Annotated in this window: 21 protein-coding genes, 1 tRNA gene and 1 pseudogene; 16 read left to right on the forward strand and 7 right to left on the reverse strand. The window is 71.4% G+C overall.

Annotation, left to right across the window (positions count from 1 at the left end):
* Positions 1-111: 111 nt before the first annotated feature.
* Positions 112-702 (reverse strand): hypothetical protein, encoded by a 591-nt coding sequence (locus ACNQOV_RS16655; RefSeq protein ID WP_022906623.1) that lies wholly within the window; start codon positions 700-702, stop codon positions 112-114.
* A 157-nt stretch (positions 703-859) separates the two neighbouring features.
* On the opposite strand from ACNQOV_RS16655, the gene ACNQOV_RS16660 reads away from it, so the two are divergent.
* From ACNQOV_RS16660 to rlmB, 6 genes and pseudogenes are all read left to right on the forward strand, one after another.
* The gene (locus ACNQOV_RS16660) at positions 860-1,342 is read left to right on the forward strand and encodes a CarD family transcriptional regulator (protein WP_017888066.1); all 483 of its coding nucleotides are present in this window, start codon (positions 860-862) and stop codon (positions 1,340-1,342) included.
* Positions 1,343-1,391: 49 nt separating this feature from the next.
* Positions 1,392-2,567: a 2-C-methyl-D-erythritol 2,4-cyclodiphosphate synthase gene (ispF, locus tag ACNQOV_RS16665; RefSeq protein WP_416395948.1), complete on the forward strand. Its 1,176-nt coding sequence runs from the start codon at positions 1,392-1,394 to the stop codon at positions 2,565-2,567.
* Positions 2,568-2,630: 63 nt separating this feature from the next.
* Positions 2,631-3,773: pseudogene (cysS, locus tag ACNQOV_RS16670) on the forward strand (cysteine--tRNA ligase); the annotation flags it as partial.
* Positions 3,772-4,491: a transcriptional regulator LasR gene (gene lasR, locus ACNQOV_RS16675; RefSeq protein ID WP_347032980.1), complete on the forward strand. Its 720-nt coding sequence runs from the start codon at positions 3,772-3,774 to the stop codon at positions 4,489-4,491. The pseudogene cysS and the gene lasR, both read left to right, overlap by 2 nt.
* A 41-nt stretch (positions 4,492-4,532) precedes the next feature.
* Entirely contained in the window at positions 4,533-4,760 is a 228-nt protein-coding gene (locus ACNQOV_RS16680) for a hypothetical protein (RefSeq protein ID WP_416395950.1), read from the forward strand.
* A gap of 28 nt (positions 4,761-4,788) precedes the next feature.
* Positions 4,789-5,799, forward strand: coding sequence for a 23S rRNA (guanosine(2251)-2'-O)-methyltransferase RlmB (gene rlmB, locus ACNQOV_RS16685; RefSeq protein ID WP_022906620.1), 1,011 nt, complete (start codon positions 4,789-4,791; stop codon positions 5,797-5,799).
* 115 nt (positions 5,800-5,914) lie between these two features.
* On the opposite strand, the gene ACNQOV_RS16690 is transcribed toward rlmB, so the two are convergent.
* A complete protein-coding gene (locus ACNQOV_RS16690; protein WP_402267045.1) occupies positions 5,915-7,216 on the reverse strand; it encodes a DUF4032 domain-containing protein in 1,302 nt (433 codons plus the stop codon).
* A 163-nt stretch (positions 7,217-7,379) separates the two neighbouring features.
* Positions 7,380-8,480, reverse strand: a complete 1,101-nt coding sequence (locus ACNQOV_RS16695; RefSeq protein ID WP_022906618.1) for an ABC transporter ATP-binding protein — start codon at positions 8,478-8,480, stop codon at positions 7,380-7,382.
* A 242-nt stretch (positions 8,481-8,722) separates the two neighbouring features.
* Here ACNQOV_RS16695 and ACNQOV_RS16700 point away from each other — a divergent pair, with 242 nt between their 5' ends.
* Positions 8,723-9,661 carry a DsbA family protein gene (locus ACNQOV_RS16700; RefSeq protein ID WP_416395953.1) on the forward strand — a complete coding sequence of 313 codons (939 nt, stop codon included), beginning with the start codon at positions 8,723-8,725 and terminating at the stop codon, positions 9,659-9,661.
* 16 nt (positions 9,662-9,677) lie between these two features.
* Here the strand turns inward: ACNQOV_RS16700 and ACNQOV_RS16705 are convergent, their stop codons facing one another.
* Positions 9,678-10,577, reverse strand: a complete 900-nt coding sequence (locus ACNQOV_RS16705; protein ID WP_416395955.1) for a neutral zinc metallopeptidase — start codon at positions 10,575-10,577, stop codon at positions 9,678-9,680.
* Between the two features lie 59 nt (positions 10,578-10,636).
* Between ACNQOV_RS16705 and ACNQOV_RS16710 the strand changes: the two genes are divergently transcribed.
* Positions 10,637-11,578, forward strand: a complete 942-nt coding sequence (locus ACNQOV_RS16710) for a 2-deoxy-5-keto-D-gluconate 6-phosphate aldolase domain-containing protein (RefSeq protein ID WP_416395957.1) — start codon at positions 10,637-10,639, stop codon at positions 11,576-11,578.
* A 4-nt stretch (positions 11,579-11,582) separates the two neighbouring features.
* Here ACNQOV_RS16710 and ACNQOV_RS16715 read toward each other — a convergent pair whose 3' ends face one another.
* Positions 11,583-12,347, reverse strand: coding sequence for an NAD(P)H-hydrate epimerase (locus ACNQOV_RS16715; protein WP_416395959.1), 765 nt, complete (start codon positions 12,345-12,347; stop codon positions 11,583-11,585).
* Positions 12,348-12,381: 34 nt separating this feature from the next.
* Here ACNQOV_RS16715 and ACNQOV_RS16720 point away from each other — a divergent pair, with 34 nt between their 5' ends.
* A complete protein-coding gene (locus ACNQOV_RS16720; protein WP_022906613.1) occupies positions 12,382-13,182 on the forward strand; it encodes an alpha/beta fold hydrolase in 801 nt (266 codons plus the stop codon).
* Between the two features lie 53 nt (positions 13,183-13,235).
* A complete protein-coding gene (locus ACNQOV_RS16725; RefSeq protein ID WP_416395961.1) occupies positions 13,236-14,267 on the forward strand; it encodes an aldo/keto reductase in 1,032 nt (343 codons plus the stop codon).
* 187 nt (positions 14,268-14,454) lie between these two features.
* Here ACNQOV_RS16725 and ACNQOV_RS16730 read toward each other — a convergent pair.
* Together ACNQOV_RS16730 and msrB are read right to left on the reverse strand one after the other, a co-directional pair.
* Positions 14,455-14,527 (reverse strand) — tRNA-Thr (locus tag ACNQOV_RS16730).
* Between the two features lie 58 nt (positions 14,528-14,585).
* Positions 14,586-14,990, reverse strand: a complete 405-nt coding sequence (gene msrB / locus ACNQOV_RS16735) for a peptide-methionine (R)-S-oxide reductase MsrB (protein ID WP_022906611.1) — start codon at positions 14,988-14,990, stop codon at positions 14,586-14,588.
* Between the two features lie 81 nt (positions 14,991-15,071).
* On the opposite strand from msrB, the gene ACNQOV_RS16740 reads away from it, so the two are divergent.
* The 6 genes from ACNQOV_RS16740 to groL all read left to right on the forward strand — a co-directional run bounded on the left by ACNQOV_RS16740 (position 15,072) and on the right by groL (position 19,926).
* On the forward strand, positions 15,072-15,560 hold the full coding sequence (locus tag ACNQOV_RS16740; protein ID WP_416395963.1) for a GNAT family N-acetyltransferase: 489 nt from the start codon (positions 15,072-15,074) through the stop codon (positions 15,558-15,560).
* Positions 15,560-16,630: a DUF2332 family protein gene (locus ACNQOV_RS16745; protein WP_416395965.1), complete on the forward strand. Its 1,071-nt coding sequence runs from the start codon at positions 15,560-15,562 to the stop codon at positions 16,628-16,630. Before ACNQOV_RS16740 ends, ACNQOV_RS16745 begins: the two co-directional genes overlap by 1 nt.
* 94 nt (positions 16,631-16,724) lie before the next feature.
* Entirely contained in the window at positions 16,725-17,054 is a 330-nt protein-coding gene (locus ACNQOV_RS16750; protein WP_022906608.1) for a DUF3263 domain-containing protein, read from the forward strand.
* The gene (locus ACNQOV_RS16755) at positions 17,051-17,632 is read left to right on the forward strand and encodes a LytR C-terminal domain-containing protein (protein ID WP_402267066.1); all 582 of its coding nucleotides are present in this window, start codon (positions 17,051-17,053) and stop codon (positions 17,630-17,632) included. The genes ACNQOV_RS16750 and ACNQOV_RS16755 overlap by 4 nt, the downstream gene beginning before the upstream one ends.
* Positions 17,633-17,854: 222 nt before the next feature.
* Entirely contained in the window at positions 17,855-18,058 is a 204-nt protein-coding gene (locus ACNQOV_RS16760) for a cold-shock protein (RefSeq protein ID WP_058740472.1), read from the forward strand.
* 248 nt (positions 18,059-18,306) lie between these two features.
* Positions 18,307-19,926 (forward strand): chaperonin GroEL, encoded by a 1,620-nt coding sequence (gene groL / locus ACNQOV_RS16765; RefSeq protein ID WP_402267070.1) that lies wholly within the window; start codon positions 18,307-18,309, stop codon positions 19,924-19,926.
* Positions 19,927-20,102: the final 176 nt, after the last annotated feature.

Consider the following 20,102-nt stretch of genomic DNA (forward strand, 5'->3'; position numbering starts at 1 on the left):
GGGGGGGGGGGGGGGCGGGGGGCGGGGCGGGGGGGCCCGGGGGGGGGGGGGGCCCCCGCCCCCCCCCCCCCCCCCCCCCCCCCCCCGCCTCCGGTGCGTGCGGCTGTCCGCCTACTTGCCGGTGGCGTCGTCCGACGGCGTGGCCTCGGGGGTCTCGACCGGCAGGGTGATCTCGCTGGTCGGCTCCGGCGAGGAGGTCGGCGCGAGGGTCGCGTACTCCTCCTGCTGGCTCGTCAGCACCGGGACGCTCGCCGAGACGCCCTCGGCGCCCGAGTACGAGAAGTAGACCTTGACGAGGGAGCCCGGCTTGGTGTCGGCGTCGTCGAAGACGACCTCGCGCGATTCGCCGGCGGCGGTGCCCTGCGTGGTGCCGTTGTCGTTCTGCGTCGACGTGGTGGCCTGCTCGGAGGGCTCGGCGGCACCGCCGAGGTCGATGTGCGTGTTCGCCGGGACGGTCACGGTCTGGGTGTCACCGCCGACCTCGATCGAGAGCGTCACCTCGCCACCGTTGTTCACGAGCGTGCCCACGAAGCGGGCACCCTCGGAGTCGTCGGCGATGAGGAGGGCGTTGCGGATGTCGACCTTGCCCGTGGTGACGTTGACGCCGTCGGTGATCTGCTTGATCTCGGCCGTCTGTGCGGGCGACATGAACTCGCAGCCGGTGGCGCCGAGCGCGATGGTTGCCGCAACGGCGACGGACACGAGTACCCGAGCTCGCAAGAGATTCCTCCGGAAGATCACGATGTGGACCGGACGGTCCGGATCCATCCTACCGATGAGCGCGGGTGCCAGGTGTCACGGGCCCATTACCCGAACAACGCTTGTGGTAAACTGGGTGTCTCGGAACGGAGCCTGATACATGCAATTCGAGGTCGGCGAGACCGTCGTCTACCCCCATCACGGGGCGGCAACCATCTCTGAAGTCAAGACGCGCGTCATCAAGGGTGAGGAAAAGGTCTACCTGAAGTTGCGGGTCACCCAGGGTGACCTGACGATCGAGGTCCCGGCGGACAACGTCGACCTGGTCGGGGTCCGTGACGTGATCGGCAAGGAAGGCCTCGACAAGGTGTTCGAGGTCCTGCGTGCCCCCTTCACCGAAGAGCCCACCAACTGGTCGCGCCGGTACAAGGCGAACCTCGAGAAGCTCGCGTCCGGCGACGTCATCAAGGTGTCCGAGGTCGTCCGCGACCTCTGGCGTCGCGACCAGGACCGCGGCCTGTCCGCGGGTGAGAAGCGGATGCTGGCCAAGGCGCGCCAGATCCTCATCTCCGAGCTGGCGCTGGCCGAGAAGACCGACGAGGACAAGGCATCGACCGTCCTCGACGAGGTCCTCGCCTCCTGAGCGCACCGAACCACTGAACACGACCCCGACCGTTCTGTTCCCCTCCGGGGTGGACAGGGCGGTCGTCGTCGTTGCGGCCGGTTCCGGCACCCGGCTCGGCATCGGGACGGCCAAGGCGTTCGTCCCCGTGGCCGGCACGCTGATGCTCGCGCGGGCGCTCGAGCCGCTGTTCGCCCTGCCGTCGCCGACGCTCGTCGTGGTGGTCGCGCCGGCGGCGCTCCTCGACGACTGCCGACAGCTGGTCGCGTCCGTCGCCGGGCCCGCGGTCGCGTACACGGCCGTCGTCCCCGGAGGCGCGGATCGCCATGCCTCGGTCGAGGCCGGCTTGGCCGTCCTGCCGGACACCGTCACCGCGGTGCTGGTGCACGACGCGGCGCGGTGCCTGACGCCGGCCAAGCAGTTCGAGCGGGTCTTCGACGCGGTGGCTGGATCGCTCGCCGACGGCGCCGGTGCCGGGTTCGTCCCCGCGCTGCCCGTCACGGACACCGTCAAGCGCGTCGAGGGGGACGTCGTCGTCGAGACCGTCGACCGCGCGGCGCTCGTCGGGGTGCAGACCCCGCAGGGCTTCCCGCTCGGAGCGCTCCGGCGGGCGTACGCGGTGTCCGAGCGCGCCGAGACCGACGACGCCGGGGTGTTCCAGGCCGCCGGTGGCACGGTGCGGTCCGTCCCGGGCGACGCCGACGCCTTCAAGATCACCACGGCGTGGGACCTCGGCCGCGCCGAGTCGATCGTCCGCGCCCGCAGCAGTGCGCCCGTGCACACCCGGGTCGGCCTCGGGGTGGACGTGCACGCGTTCGACGACGCCTCACCGTGCCGGGTGGGGCTGCTCGACTTCCCCGGCGAGCCCGGGCTCTCCGGGCACAGCGACGGGGACGCGGTCGCGCACGCGGTCTGCGACGCCCTGCTCTCGGCGGGCGGACTCGGCGACATCGGCGGGACGTTCGGCACCTCGGACCCCGCATACGCCGGAGCGTCCGGTGACGTCTTCGTCCGGGGCGCGGTCGCGATGCTGGCGTCCGCCGGACTCGTCCCCGTGTCGGTCACCGTGCAGGTCATCGGGAACCGCCCGCGCATCGGCGCCCGACGCACCGAGATGCAGGACGCCCTCGGGGCCGTCGTCGGAGCCCCGGTCGCGGTCTCCGGCACCACGACCGACGGTCTCGGCTTCACCGGGCGCGGCGAGGGGCTCGCCGCGATCGCGACGGCCGTCGTCCGGGCGGCATGACGTCCGTCGTCGGGCGGCATGACGTCCGTCGTCCGGGCGGCCTGACGTCCTAGGCTTGGGGGCGTGACCGTTCGCCTCTACGACTCCCGCGCCGCTGCCGTCGTCGACCTCGTCCCGCTGGTCGACGGACAGGTGAGCATGTACGTGTGCGGTCCGACCGTGCAGTCGTCGCCGCACATCGGGCACCTCCGTTCCGCCCTCGTGTACGACATCTGGCGCCGCTGGCTCACCCACCGCGGCCTGCACGTCACGCTCGTGCGGAACGTCACGGACATCGACGACAAGGTGCTCGACCTGGCCGCCGGCACCGACGAGCCGTGGTTCGCGCGGGCCTACCGCGTCGAGCTCGAGTTCACGGCCGCGTACAACGCGCTCGGCATCCTGCCCCCGACGTACGAGCCGCGGGCGACCGCGAGCGTGCCGCAGATGCACGACATCATCGCCAGGCTCATCGACCGCGGGCACGCCTACGCCGCCGCCGACGGCTCGGGCGACGTCTACTTCGACACCGGAAGCTGGGCGTCCTACGGTGCGCTCACCCGGCAGCGCCGCGAGGACATGGTCGAGGCCGCCGACGCCGACCCCCGCGGCAAGCGCGACCCCCGGGACTTCGCGCTCTGGAAGGGTGCCAAGCCGGGTGAGCCGTCGACCGCGAACTGGGACTCGCCCTGGGGACCCGGCCGACCGGGGTGGCACATCGAGTGCTCGGCGATGTCCCGCCGGTACCTCGGCCCGGCGTTCGACATCCACGGCGGTGGTCTCGACCTGCGCTTCCCGCACCACGAGAACGAGCTCGCGCAGTCGATGGCGGCCGGGGACGCGTTCGCCTCCTACTGGCTGCACAACGGGCTCGTGACCGTCGAGGGGCAGAAGATGTCGAAGTCGCTCGGCAACTCGATCTTCGCCGCCGACTTCCTCGGGTCCGCTCGGCCCGTGGTCGTCCGGTACTTCCTCGGCGCTGCGCACTACCGCTCGTCGATCGACCACCACGACGGCTCCCTGGCCGAGGCCGAGGCGGCGCTCGACCGCATCGACGGCTTCCTGGCACGGGCCGCCGCGCGGCTCGAGGGCGTCCACCTGGCCGACGCCCCGGGGGTCCCCGAGGCGTTCGCGGCGGCGATGGACGACGACCTCTCGGTGCCACAGGCCCTCGCCGTGCTGCACGAGACCGTGCGCGCCGGGAACGCCGCCCTGGACGCGGACGATGGCCTTGGTTGACGGTTTTCTTGAGCTGGAACGCTCAAGTGGAAAATTGGAGTGGAGCGCCATCCTGCAGAAGATGGCGAGCGACCTTGGATTCTCGAAGATCCTGTTCGGCCTGTTGCCTAAGGACAGCCAGGACTACGAGAACGCCTTCATCGTCGGCAACTACCCGGCCGCCTGGCGCGAGCATTACGACCGGGCTGGCTACGCGCGGGTCGACCCGACGGTCAGTCACTGTACCCAGAGCGTACTGCCGATTTTCTGGGAACCGTCCATCTACCAGACGCGAAAGCAGCACGAGTTCTTCGAGGAAGCCTCGGCCGCCGGCCTGGTGTATGGGCTGACCATGCCGCTGCATGGTGCTCGCGGCGAACTCGGCGCGCTGAGCCTCAGCGTGGAAGCGGAAAACCGGGCCGAGGCCAACCGTTTCATAGAGTCGGTCCTGCCGACCCTGTGGATGCTCAAGGACTACGCACTGCAGAGCGGTGCCGGACTGGCCTTCGAACATCCGGTCAGCAAACCGGTGGTTCTGACCAGCCGGGAGAAGGAAGTGTTGCAGTGGTGCGCCATCGGCAAGACCAGTTGGGAGATATCGGTTATCTGCAACTGCTCGGAAGCCAATGTGAACTTCCATATGGGAAATATTCGGCGGAAGTTCGGTGTGACCTCCCGCCGCGTAGCGGCCATTATGGCCGTTAATTTGGGTCTTATTACTCTCTGAATGCGGAAGCGCTCGGAACCGCGTACCATCAGGTGGCTGCGATGGTGGAAGTGCTCGGCATCGACCCGCGAGCCGCCCACTGGTCGGGCGGCGGCCACGACGCATCGGCCGCACCGCTCGCAGCACTCGTCGAACGCCTCGTGCAGGAGCGCGCCGACGCCAGGGCGGCACGCGACTTCGCCACGGCCGACCGCGTGCGCGACGACCTCGCATCCGCGGGCATCACGATCGAAGACACCGCAGCAGGTACACGCTGGAGCATCGCCTGACAACGGCAGTGCCGGACAGGAGAGAGCAATGAAGAACGTCTCGGGCAGCAAGAAGGGACGGCCGGGCGCCGTCCGCTCAGGCCGCAAGGGCAACAAGCAGGTCGGCTCCGGCGGCCAGGGCGCACAGGCGCTCGAGGGTCGCAAGCCGACCCCGAAGGCCGAGGACCGTCCGTACCACCCCGCCGGCAAGCGCAAGGCGGCGAAGGAGCGCTTCGAGGCAGCCCGTGGGCGTCACGGCGCGTCGAGCTCGCAGCAGCAGCGCTCCGGCCGCCCGCCGCAGCGCAAGACCGACGACTCCGAGCTGGTCACCGGCCGCAACTCGGTGCTCGAGGCCCTGCGCACGAAGACCCCCTCGACGACGCTCTACATCGCCGCCCGCATCGAGGTGGACGACCGCGTCAAGGAGATCCTCGCGCTCGCCAACCACCGCGGCGTCCCGATCATGGAGATCATGCGTCCGGAGCTCGACCGCATCACCGGGCACGACAGCGTGCACCAGGGCGTCGCGCTCAAGGTCCCCGCGTACGAGTACGCCGTGGCCGAGGACGTCGTCGAGCGGGCGTTCGCGAAGGACGAGGTCCCGCTGCTCGTCGCCCTCGACGGCATCACCGACCCGCGCAACCTCGGCGCGATCATCCGTTCCACCGCGGCGTTCGGCGGCCACGGTGTCGTCGTTCCGCAGCGTCGGTCCGTCGGCGTGACCGCGTCGGCGTGGAAGACCAGCGCCGGTGCCGCCGCCCGCACGCCCGTGGCGATGGCCCCGAACCTCACGCAGACGCTCAAGTCGCTCAAGTCGATGGGCCTGTTCGTGCTCGGCCTCGACGGGGACGGCGACGTGGAGCTCGACGGCCTCGCGCTCGCCGACCGGCCGATCGTTATCGTCGTCGGGTCCGAGGGCAAGGGGCTGTCGCGCCTGGTCACCGAGACCTGCGACGCGATCGTCTCGATCCCGATCTCGAGCGCGACGGAGTCCCTCAACGCGGGTATCGCCGCGAGTGTCACCCTGTGGGAGGTCGCCCGGCGCCGTCGCGCCGAGTAGCCGTGCACTTCGTGAGCAGGAATGGTCGCCTCCCGGATCAGGAGGCGACCATTTCTGCTCACGATCGCGGGCGTGCGGGCGTGCGGGCGTGCGGGCGTGCGGGAGCGGGCGCGCGTCAGACGCCGGCGCGCCAGTCCTCGACGTCCTCGGACTCCGCCGCGTCGTCGACGACCGGGATCGGCAGCGTCATCGAGGACGTCGGCGGGTTGATCAGCAGCCGCTCGTCGCGGCGGTGCCGGAGCACGTCGTTGATGTACGCGGTCGTGGCCTCGGGGAGCGATACCGACCGCTCCTCTTCCTGGGACATGAACCAGCGGTGCTCGAGCAGTTCGTGGAACACCTCGGCCGGCTCGAGCCGCCCGCGCAGGTCGCGCGGGATCGAGCGGATCACCGGCTCGAACACCCGCGAGACCCACTCGTGCGCCACCATCTCCTCGTCGAGGAGGTCGCGGCCGTTGCGCGCCCGGTACGAGTCGAGGTCGTTGAGGAGCCGTCGCGCCTGGTTCTCGCCGGCGTCGAGGCCGGTCAGACGAAGCAGCCGTCGCTGGTGGTGGCCGGCGTCGACGACCTTGGGCTGGATGCGGACCTGCGATCCACCCTCGGTCGTGTGGATCGACAGCTCCTCGATGTCGAAGCCGAGCGCGTTGAGGCGTTCGACCCGGTCGTTGATGCGCCAGCGCTCCCGGACGTCGAACTGCTCGGTGCCGGTGAGTTCCTTCCAGAGCGTCCGGTACTGCGCGACGATCCGGTTCGAGACGTCCACGGCGTCGGCGTTCTCGTCGAGGCGGCCGCCGGCCTCGAGGTCGAGGAGCTCGCCGGCGATGTTCACGCGCGCGACCTCGAGGTCGTTCTCCCGCTGCCCGTTCGACAGGCCGCCGGGGTAGAGCTTGCCGGTCTCGGCGTCCACGAGGTACGCGGCGAAGGCTCCGGCGTCGCGGCGGAACAACGTGTTCGAGAGCGAGACGTCGCCCCAGTAGAAGCCGATGACGTGCAGCCGGACGAGCAGGAGCGCGAGGGCGTCGACCAGGCGGGTGGCCGTCTCGGGGCGCAGCGTCTGCGAGTACAGGGCGCGGTAGGGCAGTGAGAAGCGCAGGTGTCGGGTGACGAGGACGGGGTGCAGGGCCTCGCCGTCGGCGCTGACCCGGTTCGTGATCACCGCGACCGGGTCGACGCACGGCACGTCCATGCGCTGCAGCGTGCGGAGCATCTCGTACTCCGAGCGCGCCACCTCTTCACCGGTCTCCTTCACGGCGACGACGTACCCGCCGAGCTGCACGAACCGGACGAGGTGCCGGGAGATGCCCTTCGGGAGCGCGACGATCGTGGAGTCCGGCCAGTCGGCCAGCGGGAGGTCCCACGGCAGGTCGAGGAGTCCGGGGTCGACGGTGGCAGCGGTGATGGACATCGAGTCGGGCACGGTTGGTTCCTCTGGTACGTGTGCGACGGACGGGAGGGGGGGGGGGGGGGGGGGGCCCCCCCCCCGGGGGGGGGCGGCGGCCCGGGGCGCGGGCGGCCGGGGGGGGGGGGGGGGGGGGGGCGCCCCCCGCCCCCCCCCCGCCTCCTGTTGGGACCTTCCAGCGTTACGCGCTGACGACGGCCTTGTCGTCGAGGCGTTCGCCCGACTCGGTGTCGAATGCGTGCACGTGGCCCTGCTTCGGCGTGACGACGATCGTGTCACCGATCGACGGGTGCGAACGCCCGTCGACGCGGGCGACGATGTCGACGCGCGACCCGTTGACGTCGGCGTGACCGTAGAGGTAGCCGTCGGCGCCGAGCTCCTCGACCACGTCGACCGTGACCGGCAGGCCCTCTCCCGACTGCGCCACGACGACGTCCTCGGGGCGGATGCCGACGGTGATCTGGCCGGAACGCGCGTTCGAGAGCGTGTCGCGGTCGATCGGGTGGTTGAGCGTGCCGAACTTGATGCCGCCCTCGACCACGTCGGCCGGCAGGAGGTTCATGGCCGGCGAGCCGATGAAGCCGGCGACGAACACGTTGTTCGGCTTCTCGTAGAGGTCGCGCGGCGAGCCGACCTGCTGCAGGATGCCGTCCTTGAGCACCGCGATGCGGTCACCCATGGTGAGGGCCTCGGTCTGGTCGTGCGTGACGTAGACCGTGGTGACACCGAGGCGACGCTGCAGCGAGGCGATCTGGGTGCGGGTCTGGACGCGGAGCTTGGCGTCGAGGTTCGACAGCGGCTCGTCCATGAGGAACACCTGCGGCTGACGGACGATCGCGCGGCCCATCGCGACGCGCTGACGCTGACCACCGGAGAGCGCCTTCGGCTTGCGGCCGAGGTACTGCTCGAGGTCGAGGAGCTTGGCGGCTTCCTGCACGCGGGTGGCGCGCTCGTCCTTGCCGACGCCGGCGATCTTGAGCGCGAAGCCCATGTTCTCGGCGACGGTCATGTGCGGGTACAGCGCGTAGTTCTGGAACACCATCGCGATGTCGCGGTCCTTCGGCGGGACGTCCGTGACGTCGCGGTCGCCGATGCGGATCGCGCCGGAGTTGACCTCTTCGAGGCCGGCGAGCATGCGCAGGGAGGTGGACTTGCCGCAGCCCGAGGGGCCGACGAGGACGAGGAACTCGCCGTCGGCGACGTCCAGGTCGAGGGAGTCGACCGCGGGACGGTTGCCTCCGGGGTAGAGACGGGTTGCCTTGTCATAGGTGACGGACGCCATGAGCGTTCGGTCCTTCCTTCACCGGCAGGTACGTGCCGGACGATCCGAGTGAAGCGGTTGCCCGTGGGGGCCCCGGATGGTCGCCGTCGACCATCGAGGTTCATACAACACGATCTCTCCCGGGAACGCCAGCGTTCACACCTGGTTGGGTGGTTCCCACCGGGCCCCGGTACGATCGGCGGGTCCGTCCGGCCCGCGGGGGAGGCCGTCCGGACGACGATCAACGTGAGGACACTCGACGCATGACCAACCGCCCCGAGGGTGACGCCCGCGCCGCGCGGAACGAACGACGCGAAGCCGCCCGACAGCGCGCCCAGCGTGCCCGTACCCAGCAGAAGCGCCGCCAGCGCGGACTCCGACTCGGCCTGCAGATCGGCATCGGTGCCGTCCTGCTCGCCGCCGCGACGGTCGTGACCCTCGTGCTCGTCGACTCGGTGCAGCCTGCCGGCCCCGGCCCGGCGAACACGTCGCAGGGCGGCATCACCATCGGGCAGGACCTCAAGGCGGTCACGCCGACGTCCGGTTCGCCAGCCCCGACCTCGACCGACGCCGCCGGTTCGGTGCGCATCACGATGTACATCGACTACCTCTGCCCGATCTGCGGCCAGTTCGAGGACGCGAACGGCGAGTACATCCAGAACCTCGTCGACTCCGGGGCCGCGACCGTCGACATCCACCCGATCGCGATCCTCTCGAACCGGTCGCAGGGCACGAAGTACTCGCTCCGTGCCGCCAACGCCGCCGCCTGCGTCGCCGACAACTCGCCGGACCAGTTCTTCGCCGTCAACCAGGCGCTGTTCGCGAAGCAGCCGGAGGAGGGCACCGCCGGCCTCACCGACGCGCAGCTGACCAAGGTCGTCACGGGTGTCGACGGCGTGCAGAAGCGCTCCGCGATCACGAAGTGCATCGAGGACCAGACCTACAGCAAGTGGATCGACGAGCGGACCACCGCGGTGACGAGCGGCGACATCCCCGGCTCGTCGCTCCAGGAGTTCCCGGGCACGCCCCTCGTGCTCGTGAACGGGCAGCGTTACGAGCTCACGTCACCGATCACGAACGACGACTTCCGGACGTTCGTGGTGACGGCGGCCGGCACGACCGACGCGACGCCGACGCCGACGCCGACGCCGAGCGCCACCCCGACCGCGTCCCGGACGCCGAGCGCCACCCCGTCGAACTGAGCGGGTCCGGCCCGGCCTACAGGGACGAACCCGGCACGCTGAACGTGTCGCACGCCGTGGCGCCGCGCTGGTAGCCGCGCAGGAACCAGTTCTGCCGCTGCTCGCTCGACCCGTGCGTGAACGAGTCCGGGTCCACCCGGCCGCTCGACCGCTCCTGGATGCTGTCGTCGCCGACGGCACTCGCGGCGGACAGGGCGTCCTCGACCTGGCTCCGGGTGATCGGTTCGAAGAAGGTCCGGCCGTCCGCGTCCTTCGTGGTCGCGGCGTCGCCGACCCACGCACCCGCGTAGCAGTCCGCCTGCAGTTCGACGCGGACGCTGCCGGACGACGCCCCGGTCCCGGAGCGGTCGGTGTTCGCGAAGGTGCCCTGGAGCTGCTGGACGTGGTGGCCCCACTCGTGCGCGACGACGTACATCTGGGCGAGCGGGCCACCGGACGAGCCGTACGTCGACTGCAGGTCGTCGTAGAAGGCGGTGTCGAGGTAGATCGCCCGGTCCGGCGGGCAGTAGAACGGACCGGTCGACGCCGACGCCTGCCCGCACCCGGTGCTCGTCGACCCGTCGAACAGGACGAACCCGGGGGTCGTGTAGGAGATGCCGAGCTTCCGCGACTCGGCCGTCCAGTAGCCGTCGAGCGACTCGGCGGCACCCTCCATGCGGCACTCGATCTGCAGGTTCGCGTCACGACCGGTCCGGCACTCGGCGGCCGCGTCGACGGTCCCGCCCTCCTGCTGGATCTGCGTGGTCCCACCGCCCCCGTCGATGAACCCCGTCAGGTCGACGCCGGTGAACTGTGCGATGAGGAACACGACGATGGCGCCGACACCGACCGCTCCACCGCCGATCGCAGCGCCGCGCCCGCGCCCGCGCCGCGTGACCTTGCCGCCCTGCAGCTCGGAGTCGTCGTTGAACGTCATGCCCCGAATGTACGGATGCCCGGGACATCGTGCCCGGGGTGGCGAGTAGACCGGAGGACATGCCCGTCCTCGACGAATCACACCCCCTGTTCCTCTTCGCGATGGACCAGCGGTCCTCGCTCCTCGAGCACACCTACGACGAGTCCGGCGGGGAGCCGCGGGACGAACCAGAGGCCGAGCGCGTGCGCGCCGGCAAGCAGCTCGTGTACCGCGGCGTCCTCACGGCGCTCGCCGCCGGGGCCGCCCGTGACCGCACCGGCGTCCTCGTCGACGAGCGCTACGGCGCCGACGTCGCCCGGCTCGCCAAGGAGGCCGGCCTCCAGCTCGCGATGCCGATCGAGCGGTCGGGCCGCGAGTGGTTCGAACTCGAGTACGGCGACGACTGGACCGCCCACGTGGACGCGTTCGACCCGGACTGGGTGAAGGTGCTCGTCCGGGACAACCCCGACTTCGACGCGGACCGCCGGGAGCGGCAGGCGTCCGACCTCGCCCGGGTCGCCGCGACGCTGCACGACGCGGGGCGGCCCTTCCTGGTCGAGCTGCTCGTACCGGCCACCGACGAACAGCGGGAGTCGGTCGAGGACTACGACCGCGACCTCCGCCCGGACCTCGTCGTCCAGGTCGTCGAGTACCTGCAGGACCACGGCGTCGAGGCCGACGTGTGGAAGCTCGAGGGCCTCGACGCGCGCGCGGACGCCGAGCGTGTCGTCCGGACCGTCCGTCGGGACGGCCGCGACCGGGTGCAGTGCATCGTCCTCGGTCGGGACGCCCCCGCGGAGCAGCTCGACCACTGGCTGCGGACCGCCGCGCCGGTGGACGGGTTCGTCGGGTTCGCGATCGGTCGCAGCAACTGGGAGGAACCGCTCGACGATGTCGTCCGCGAGCACCTCGACACCGAGGCGGCCGAGGGGCTCATCGCCGCGAACTACCGGCACTTCGTCGACACCTGGCTCGAGGCGCGTCCCGACGTCGAGCACGGCGTGGACGCCGGCGGGGTCTGAACCGTCAGGTGCGGACCAGCGGCTCCACGGTCTGCAGGTCCGCACCGATCCCGACGTCGACCAGCTCGATCCGACCGGCGAGCGTCGCGCCCGGTCCACGGAGGAGCCCGGCCTTCACCCCGCCGAACGTCACCGTGACGTCCGCCTGCAGCACGTGGTCGTCCGCGATCGCTCCGGTGTCGACGTCGATCCCGCTCGGCACGTCGACGGCGACCACGAACGGCGCGCGCTGGTCCCGTGCGAGCTGCCGGACCGCCGCCACGACCTCGCGCGCCGGGGAGCGGAGGGCCGCGGCACCCCGCGCACCGATCCCCAGGATCCCGTCGAGCACCAGGTCGGCGTCGAGGGCGGCGTCGGTCGCGACCGCCGCCGGACCACGGTCGCCCCAGCGGGCGACGGCGGCGAGCACGTCCGCCGCCGGGCGGGCCTGCCCCGGCGCACCCGACGGGTCGTCCACGAGCCGGGCGCCGGCGTCCAGCGCCGCTGCCAGGCCGGCCGCGTGGACCCGCGAGCCGACGCGCAGGACGGTGACGCGCCTCCCGTCCGCCGCCAGGCGTGCACCCGCGAACAGGGCGTCACCGCCGTTGTCGCCGCTGCCCACCAGCAGCAGGACCGACCCCGGGCCGTCTCCCGGACGCACGGCCGGGTCGTCGAGCAGGTCCCCGACGATCCGGGCCAGCCCGTCCGCCGCACGCTGCATGAGGGGTTCACCCGCGTCGAGGTGCGGCCGCTCCGCCGCCCGGATCTGATCGCCGCCGTAGCCGTCCATGCCGACCACCCTGCGCCGGTAGCCTGGAGGGGACATGTCACTCGTCCCCGAAGCGCCCCGTCCCCGCGTCGTGATGTCACCCGACGGGCTGAAGATCGCGACCTACGACTTCGGCGACCCCGAGGCACCGGCGGTCGTCGCCGTGCACGGGTTCGCCTCCGGGGCGCTGCTGAACTGGCACGCCTCCGGCTGGACGCGCGACCTCGTCCGGTCCGGCCACCGCGTCGTCGCCCTCGACCAGCGCGGGCACGGTGCCTCGTCGAAGCCGCGCGACCCGTCCGCGTACTCGATGGACCTGCTCGTGGCCGACGTCACCGCCGTGATCGACACCTACCTGCTCGACGACGTCGCGTTCCTCGGGTACTCGCTCGGCGCCCGCGTCGGCTGGCACACGGCCGAACGACTGCCGGACCGCATCACCCGCGCGGTGTTCGGCGGCATCCCGGACGCCGACCCGATGCGCCGCGTGCGCGTCGACCAGGCCAAGGCGTACCTCGCCGACGGCACGCCGATCGAGGACCGCGTGACGAACGGCTACCTCACGATGGCCGGGAACGTCGACGGGAACGACCTCGGCGCGCTCGTGGCGATGGTCGAGGGGATGCGCGACAGCATCGAACCGACGCCCGGGAACGCCCCCGCGCAGCCGGTGCTCATGGCCGCCGGCAGCGAGGACGGCATCAAGGACAGCGCCGTCCGGCTCGCGGGGGCCGCGCCCGACGCGTCCTTCTTCGAGATCCCGGGGCGGAACCACTTCAACGCGCCGACCTCCCGGGCCTTCCGGGACGCCGCGATCGCGTTCCTGACGGACCCGGACGTGTCCGCCGCGCGCTGAGGGGTACTCGCAGGTCCTCGCGGGCACGTTCGGCCGCGCGTACCGTCCCGGCCATGGACTACAGACTCCTCGGCAACAGCGGGACATCGGTGTCGACGCTGACCCTCGGCACCATGACGTTCGGCAGTGAAGCCGACGAACCCACCTCGCACACCATCATCGACACGTTCGTCGCCGCGGGCGGCACGCTCGTCGACACGGCGGACGTGTACTCCGGCAACGAGTCGGAGCGCATCATCGGCCGGTGGCTCGCCGCGCACCCCACCGAGGCACAGCAGGTCGTCCTCGCGTCCAAGGGGCGCTTCCCGCAGGGCGACGGGCCGAACGACCTCGGACTGTCCCGCCGGCACCTGCGGGTGGCGCTCGACGCGTCGCTCGAGCGGCTCGGCGTCGACCACATCGACCTGTACCAGATGCACGCCTGGGACGCCCTCACCCCGATCGAGGAGACCCTGCGCTTCCTCGACGACGCCGTGGCGGCCGGCAAGATCGGCACCTACGGGTTCTCGAACTACCTCGGGTACCAGATCACGAAGGCCGTGTACGAGGCGAAGGCGCACGGGTGGGCTCCGCCCGTGACCCTGCAGCCGCAGTACAACCTGCTCGTGCGCGACATCGAGCACGAGATCGTCCCGGCCTGCCTCGACGCCGGCATCGGTCTGCTCCCGTGGTCGCCCCTCGCCGGCGGCTGGCTCTCCGGCAAGTACCAGCGCGACGAGGCCCCCACCGGCGCGACGCGCCTCGGCGAGAACCCGTCGCGCGGCATGGAGGCGTGGGAGGCGCGGAACGGCGACGAGCGCACCTGGGCCGTCCTCGACGCGGTGTCCGACATCGCCGACGCGCACGGAGCCTCGCGGTCGCAGGTGTCCCTGGCCTGGCTGCTCGCCCGACCGGCGGTGACGAGCGTCATCCTCGGCGCCCGCACCGTCTCGCAGCTCGAGGACAACCTCGGCGCCGCTGACCTCGTGCTCGACGACGCCGAGCTCGCCCGGCTCACCGAGGTCAGCGCCCCGCGCATCGACGACTACCCGTACGGCACCGCCGGCGTCGCCCAGCGGGAGCGGAAGATCACCGGCGGTCGCTGAGCGTCCTCCGAGGAACGCGTGCGGCTTCCCGCGAGCTTGACGACGGGTGTGGACACTGCGTCGTCACCGGTGCCACGATCGCTGGAACGACCGGCTGGTTACCGCGTCGAGCGCTCGGAACGCCCCTGATCCGCGTCCCGACGCGCCGAAGGCCCCGGGTGCATCCACCCGGGGCCTTCGTCGTCGGGGCCGGCAGCGGGACTCGAACCCGCAACCCCCGTATTACAAGTACGGTGCGCTACCAATTGCGCCATGCCGGCTGACGCGCCCATCCTAGCGGCGGACGCGTCGGGCCTCACCCGCGGAGCGGCGCGTGCCTCACTCGCTCTTCTCGGAGAAGTTCAGCGAGATCGAGTTCATGCAGTAGCGGTCACCCGTCGGCGTGCCGAACCCGTCGGGGAACACGTGACCGAGGTGCGAGCCGCAGTTCGCGCAGCGGACCTCGGTGCGGGCCATGCCGAGGGAGTTGTCCTCGAGGAGCTGCACCGCGTCGGGGTCGACCGACTCGTAGAACGACGGCCAGCCGCAGCCGGAGTCGAACTTCGTGCCGCTCTTGAACAGCTCCGCGCCGCACGCCGCACAGGTGTAGACGCCGGCGCGCTCCTCGTCGAGGAGCTCACCCGTCCACGGGCGCTCCGTCCCGGCCTGCCGGAGGACGGCGTACTGGTCCGGGGAGAGCTCCTCGCGCCACTGGGCGTCGGACTTGTCGACGTTGTATGCCATTGCTTCCTCCTGCTCTCGTCGCCGTTGCCGGACGACCACTTCGGGCCGTTGTCGGACGACCACTTCGGTAAACTCCAGACGATGTCCGAACATTCCGTGCACCACGCCCGTTGGGACCGTCTCACGACGGACGAACTGTACGGCATCGTGGTGCTCCGGAACCGCGTGTTCGCACTCGAACAACGCGTGACGGCCGAGGACTTCGACGGCCGTGACCGCGAACCGGACACCGAGCACTGGTGGTTCGGCACCGACGACGATGCGGTTGGGTACCTGCGGCTCATCCGACCGGCCGCGGACGAGGTGCACCCCGACGGTGCCGCGGCGCCCGCCTGGGTGATCGGGCGGGTCGCCACCCACCCCGCGCACCGCGGGAGCGGGATCGCCGGTCGACTCGTCGCCGCGGTGCTCGACGCCCACGGACACGAGCCGTTCGTGCTGCACGCCCAGGAGTACGTCGCCGGGCTCTACGAACGCCACGGCTTCAGCCGCTTCGGGGAGCCGTACGACGAGGCCGGCATCCGGCACGTCGGCATGCACCGCCCCGGTGTCACCCCGACCGGGCGCTGATGGACACCCGCGCCCGGTACGCCGCCTACGCGGACCGCATCGCTCCGACGTCGCCGACGTACGCCGCGTGGGCGCGTTCGCTCGACGACGGGGTGGTCGCCGCGCTCGCCGACGTCCCGGAGTCGAAGCGGCAGCCGGAGCTCCTCTTCGCGGTCGCCCGCCGCCTGGGCGCGGATCCGGCCGACGCCGGAGCGCTCCGCACGCTGGTCCGGGAGGCGCGACCCGCCCTGGTCTCGGCCCTCGCCTCCGCAACGGTGCAGGCGAACGACCCCAGACGCCTCGCCCCGGTGGTTCCCCTCTTCGCGGCGCTCGCCGCGCGGGTCGGCGGCCCGCTCGGCCTCGTCGACGCCGGTGCGGCGGCGGGCCTCTGCTCGATCCCGGACCGGGTGACGCTCGACTACGTCGTCCGCACCGACGCCGATCGCGCCCCGCGGCGAACCGTGCACCCCGGAACGACGGGGCGCGGGGTCCGACCGGGGACGCGGACCGCGGTCGTCCGGATGCACACCGCGCCCGTGGAACCCGCCCTGCACCTCGTCGCCGAGGCCCGCGGGGCCGTGCCGGCTCCGGCAGCGGGTCCGATCGACGTCCGGGCGCGTGTCGCCCTCGACCCGAACCCGATCGACCTGGCCCGACCCGGGGCGTTCGACCGGCTCGTCGAGGCCGTCCCGCCCGAGGCGACGGACCGCACCGCCCTGATGCGCGAGGCGCGGCGCGCGACGCTCGCCGTGCCTCCCGTCCGTATCCGGGGCTCCCTGCCGGGCGACCTCGACCGTGCACTCGACGCCCTGCCGGACGACGTCACCCCGGTCGTCCTGACCACCGGGACGCTCGTGTACGTCCCCGGGGCGGACCGCCAGCGCGTCGTCGACCGCATGCGTGAACGCGGCGTGCACTGGATCGCGCTGGAACGCACGGGGATCCTCGCCGGGGTCGCCCGGACCCTGCCGGACGACGTCGACCCCGCCGATCCGGACGCGTTCGCGACCGCGTCGCTCGACGGTGTGGCCGCGGCCGTCTCCGATCCCTTCGGGGTCCGCGTCCGGTGGCTCGCCGACCCGAACCTGTGACCGGTCTTCGCGACAGTCCAGCGGCGTGCCAGGGTCCGGATGCCCTCCACCCCTACGATGTGCGAGACCCGCCCTGACCGCGATCGGAACCGCAGTGACCGCCACACCCGCCCACGAGCGCAGCGCTGACCAGCTCAGCGCCGACCCGCTCAGCGAGCTCGCGAGGCACGTGCTCGCGTTCGAGCAGGAGCGGGCGCGGCACGACCGCACGAAGGAAGCGGAGATCCGGGTCGAGTTCGACATGTCGCCGGCTCGGTACTACCAGGTGCTGAACCGCGTGATCGACTCGCCGGCGGCGCTCGCGTACGACCCGCAGCTGGTCTCCCGGCTGCAGCGGCTCCGGTACGCGCGCACCAGTGCCCGGGCAGCGCGCACTTTCGTCGCGCCCGGCCCCGCACCCGAAGGACGTGAAGAGGAACGATGACGACGAGATACCCCCGAGACCGGTTCGACGACGTCGCCGACGGCCCGCGGGTCGGGGCGCACCGTGGGGCGCAGCGGCGGGGACGTGGCTGGATCGCGTTCGCGTGGGCGGCCCTCGCCACCGGTGTCATCGTCGCGATCGGCGTCGGGGCGCTCGCGCTGCTGAACGGCACCTACTCGTTCGACAGCGCCGGATCGCCGTCCGCGTCGGCCTCGGCGTCGGCGTCCGCCTCGGCGAAGCCGTCGGCGTCCGCGTCCTCCCCGGCGTCCCAGGCCCCGGCGGCGGCGACCCCGGCCGACCAGGGTGCGACGACGCTCGTCGTGCTGAACGGCACGTCGACGACCGGCCTCGCGGCGAAGGGCAGTGCGGCGCTGACCGCTGCCGGGTGGAAGGTGACCTCGACCGGTGACGCCGGCACGACCGGGACCACCGCGACGATCGTCTACTACCAGCAGGCGGCGCAGGCCACCCTGGCCCAGGGCATCGCCAAGTCGCTCGGGGTGACGGCCGTGCAGCAGTCGGCGGCGTTCCCGAACGCGGACATCAGCGTGGTGCTCGGCGCGGACTACGCCGGCTGATCGGTCCGGACGCATTCCGTCGGTCCCGACGCATTCCTGGGTGCGTTCTCCGGACGATTGATCGTGCATTTGTGACGAGTGTGTTTCCGGCACGTTGATTCTTGTCGGAATCGACGTTGAACAACGTCACACCTCTTGCCCTGTCGGCATTGTTCGGCAAGAGTCGTGCCGGGACGGCGACAGCGCCGTCCGCATCAGCACCACCGCAGGGAGCAAGAGATCATGGCCAACGGAACCGTGAAGTGGTTCAACGCCGAGAAGGGCTTCGGCTTCATCACCGTCGATGGAGGGGGCCAGGACGTGTTCGTGCACTACTCGGCAATCGACATGTCGGGTTACAAGGTCCTCGAGGAGGGCCAGGCAGTGACGTTCGACGTCGGCACCGGGGCGAAGGGGCCGCAGGCCGAGTCCGTCCGTCCCGCCTGAGTCCGAACCACCGCGAACGCGTCGTCCCCACCGGGGCGGCGCGTTCGTCGTGTCGGGGCCGGTGCGTGACGCGCCGCTCGTGCCGGGCCGGCGTGTGACGGGCCGGTGCGTGTCCTGGGAACTCGACCCGCGCCTCCCGGCGGTGTTGCACTCGACCCCTGCGAGTGCCAGAATCGGCGTTGGCACTCGCTCACGCTGAGTGCCAGCACGACCCCCATGACGACGTCCGGGAGGGACGAGAAACTCACATGGCTAAGATCATTGCTTTCGACGAGGAGGCCCGCCGTGGCCTCGAGCGCGGCCTGAACATCCTGGCTGACGCCGTGAAGGTGACGCTCGGCCCGCGCGGCCGCAACGTCGTCCTCGAGAAGAAGTGGGGCGCCCCCACGATCACGAACGACGGTGTCTCCATCGCCAAGGAGATCGAGCTCGACGACCCGTACGAGAAGATCGGTGCGGAGCTCGTCAAGGAGGTCGCCAAGAAGACCGACGACGTCGCCGGTGACGGCACGACCACCGCGACCGTCCTCGCCCAGGCCCTCGTCCGCGAAGGCCTCCGCAACGTCGCCGCCGGTGCCGACCCCGTGTCGCTCAAGCGCGGCATCGAGAAGGCCGTCGCCGCCGTCTCCGACCAGCTCCTCGCCAACGCGAAGGACATCGAGACCAAGGACCAGATCGCCGCCACCGCGTCGATCTCGGCCGCCGACCCGACCATCGGCGCGCTCATCGCCGAGGCCATCGACAAGGTGGGCAAGGAAGGCGTCGTCACCGTCGAGGAGTCGAACACCTTCGGCACCGAGCTCGAGCTCACCGAGGGCATGCGCTTCGACAAGGGCTACCTGTCGCAGTACTTCGTCACCGACCCCGAGCGTCAGGAAGCCGTCTTCGAGGACGCCTACATCCTGATCGTCAACTCGAAGATCTCGAACATCAAGGACCTCCTGCCGGTCGTCGACAAGGTGATCCAGGCGGGCAAGCAGCTCCTGATCATCGCCGAGGACGTCGACGGTGAGGCCCTGGCCACGCTCGTCGTGAACAAGATCCGCGGCATCTTCAAGTCCGTCGCCGTCAAGGCCCCGGGCTTCGGCGACCGCCGCAAGGCCATGCTGCAGGACATCGCGATCCTCACCGGCGGCCAGGTCATCTCGGAAGAGGTCGGCCTCAAGCTCGAGAACGCGACGCTCGACCTGCTCGGCAAGGCCCGCAAGGTCATCATCACCAAGGACGAGACGACCATCGTCGAAGGTGCCGGCGACGAGGAGCAGATCGCGGGCCGCGTCCGTCAGATCCGCTCCGAGATCGAGGCGACCGACTCCGACTACGACCGCGAGAAGCTCCAGGAGCGCCTCGCGAAGCTCGCCGGTGGCGTGGCCGTCATCAAGGCCGGTGCCGCGACCGAGGTCGAGCTCAAGGAGCGCAAGCACCGCATCGAGGACGCCGTCCGCAACGCGAAGGCCGCCGTCGAGGAGGGCATCGTCGCCGGTGGTGGCGTCGCGCTCATCCAGGCGTCCGTCGTGCTCGACACCCTCGAGCTCGAGGGCGACGAGGCGACCGGTGCGAACATCGTCCGCGTCGCGATCGACGCGCCGCTCAAGCAGATCGCGCTGAACGCCGGTCTCGAGCCGGGTGTCGTCGCCGCCAAGGTCCGCGAGCTCGAGTCGGGTCACGGCCTCAACGCCGCGACCGGTGAGTACGTCGACCTCGTCGCCGCGGGCATCATCGACCCGGCCAAGGTCACGCGCTCGGCGCTGCAGAACGCTGCGTCGATCGCCGGTCTGTTCCTCACGACCGAGGCCGTCGTCGCCGACAAGCCCGAGAAGTCCCCGGCGATGCCGGCCGGCGACCCCACGGGTGGCATGGACTTCTAGTCCGTCGTTCCGGAAGGGCCCCGCACGCTGCGCGTGCGGGGCCCTTCCGCGTGCGCGGGGGGGGGGGGGGGGGGGGGGGGGGGCGGGCGGGCGGGGGCCCCCGCGGGGGCCAAAAGGGGCCGCCGGGGGGGGCCGGGGGGGGGGGCCCCCCCCCCCGGCGCCCACCCGGCGGGGGG

Origin of the sequence: Curtobacterium sp. LFS084, from assembly GCF_047977705.1 — a bacterium.
Lineage (GTDB): Bacteria > Actinomycetota > Actinomycetes > Actinomycetales > Microbacteriaceae > Curtobacterium.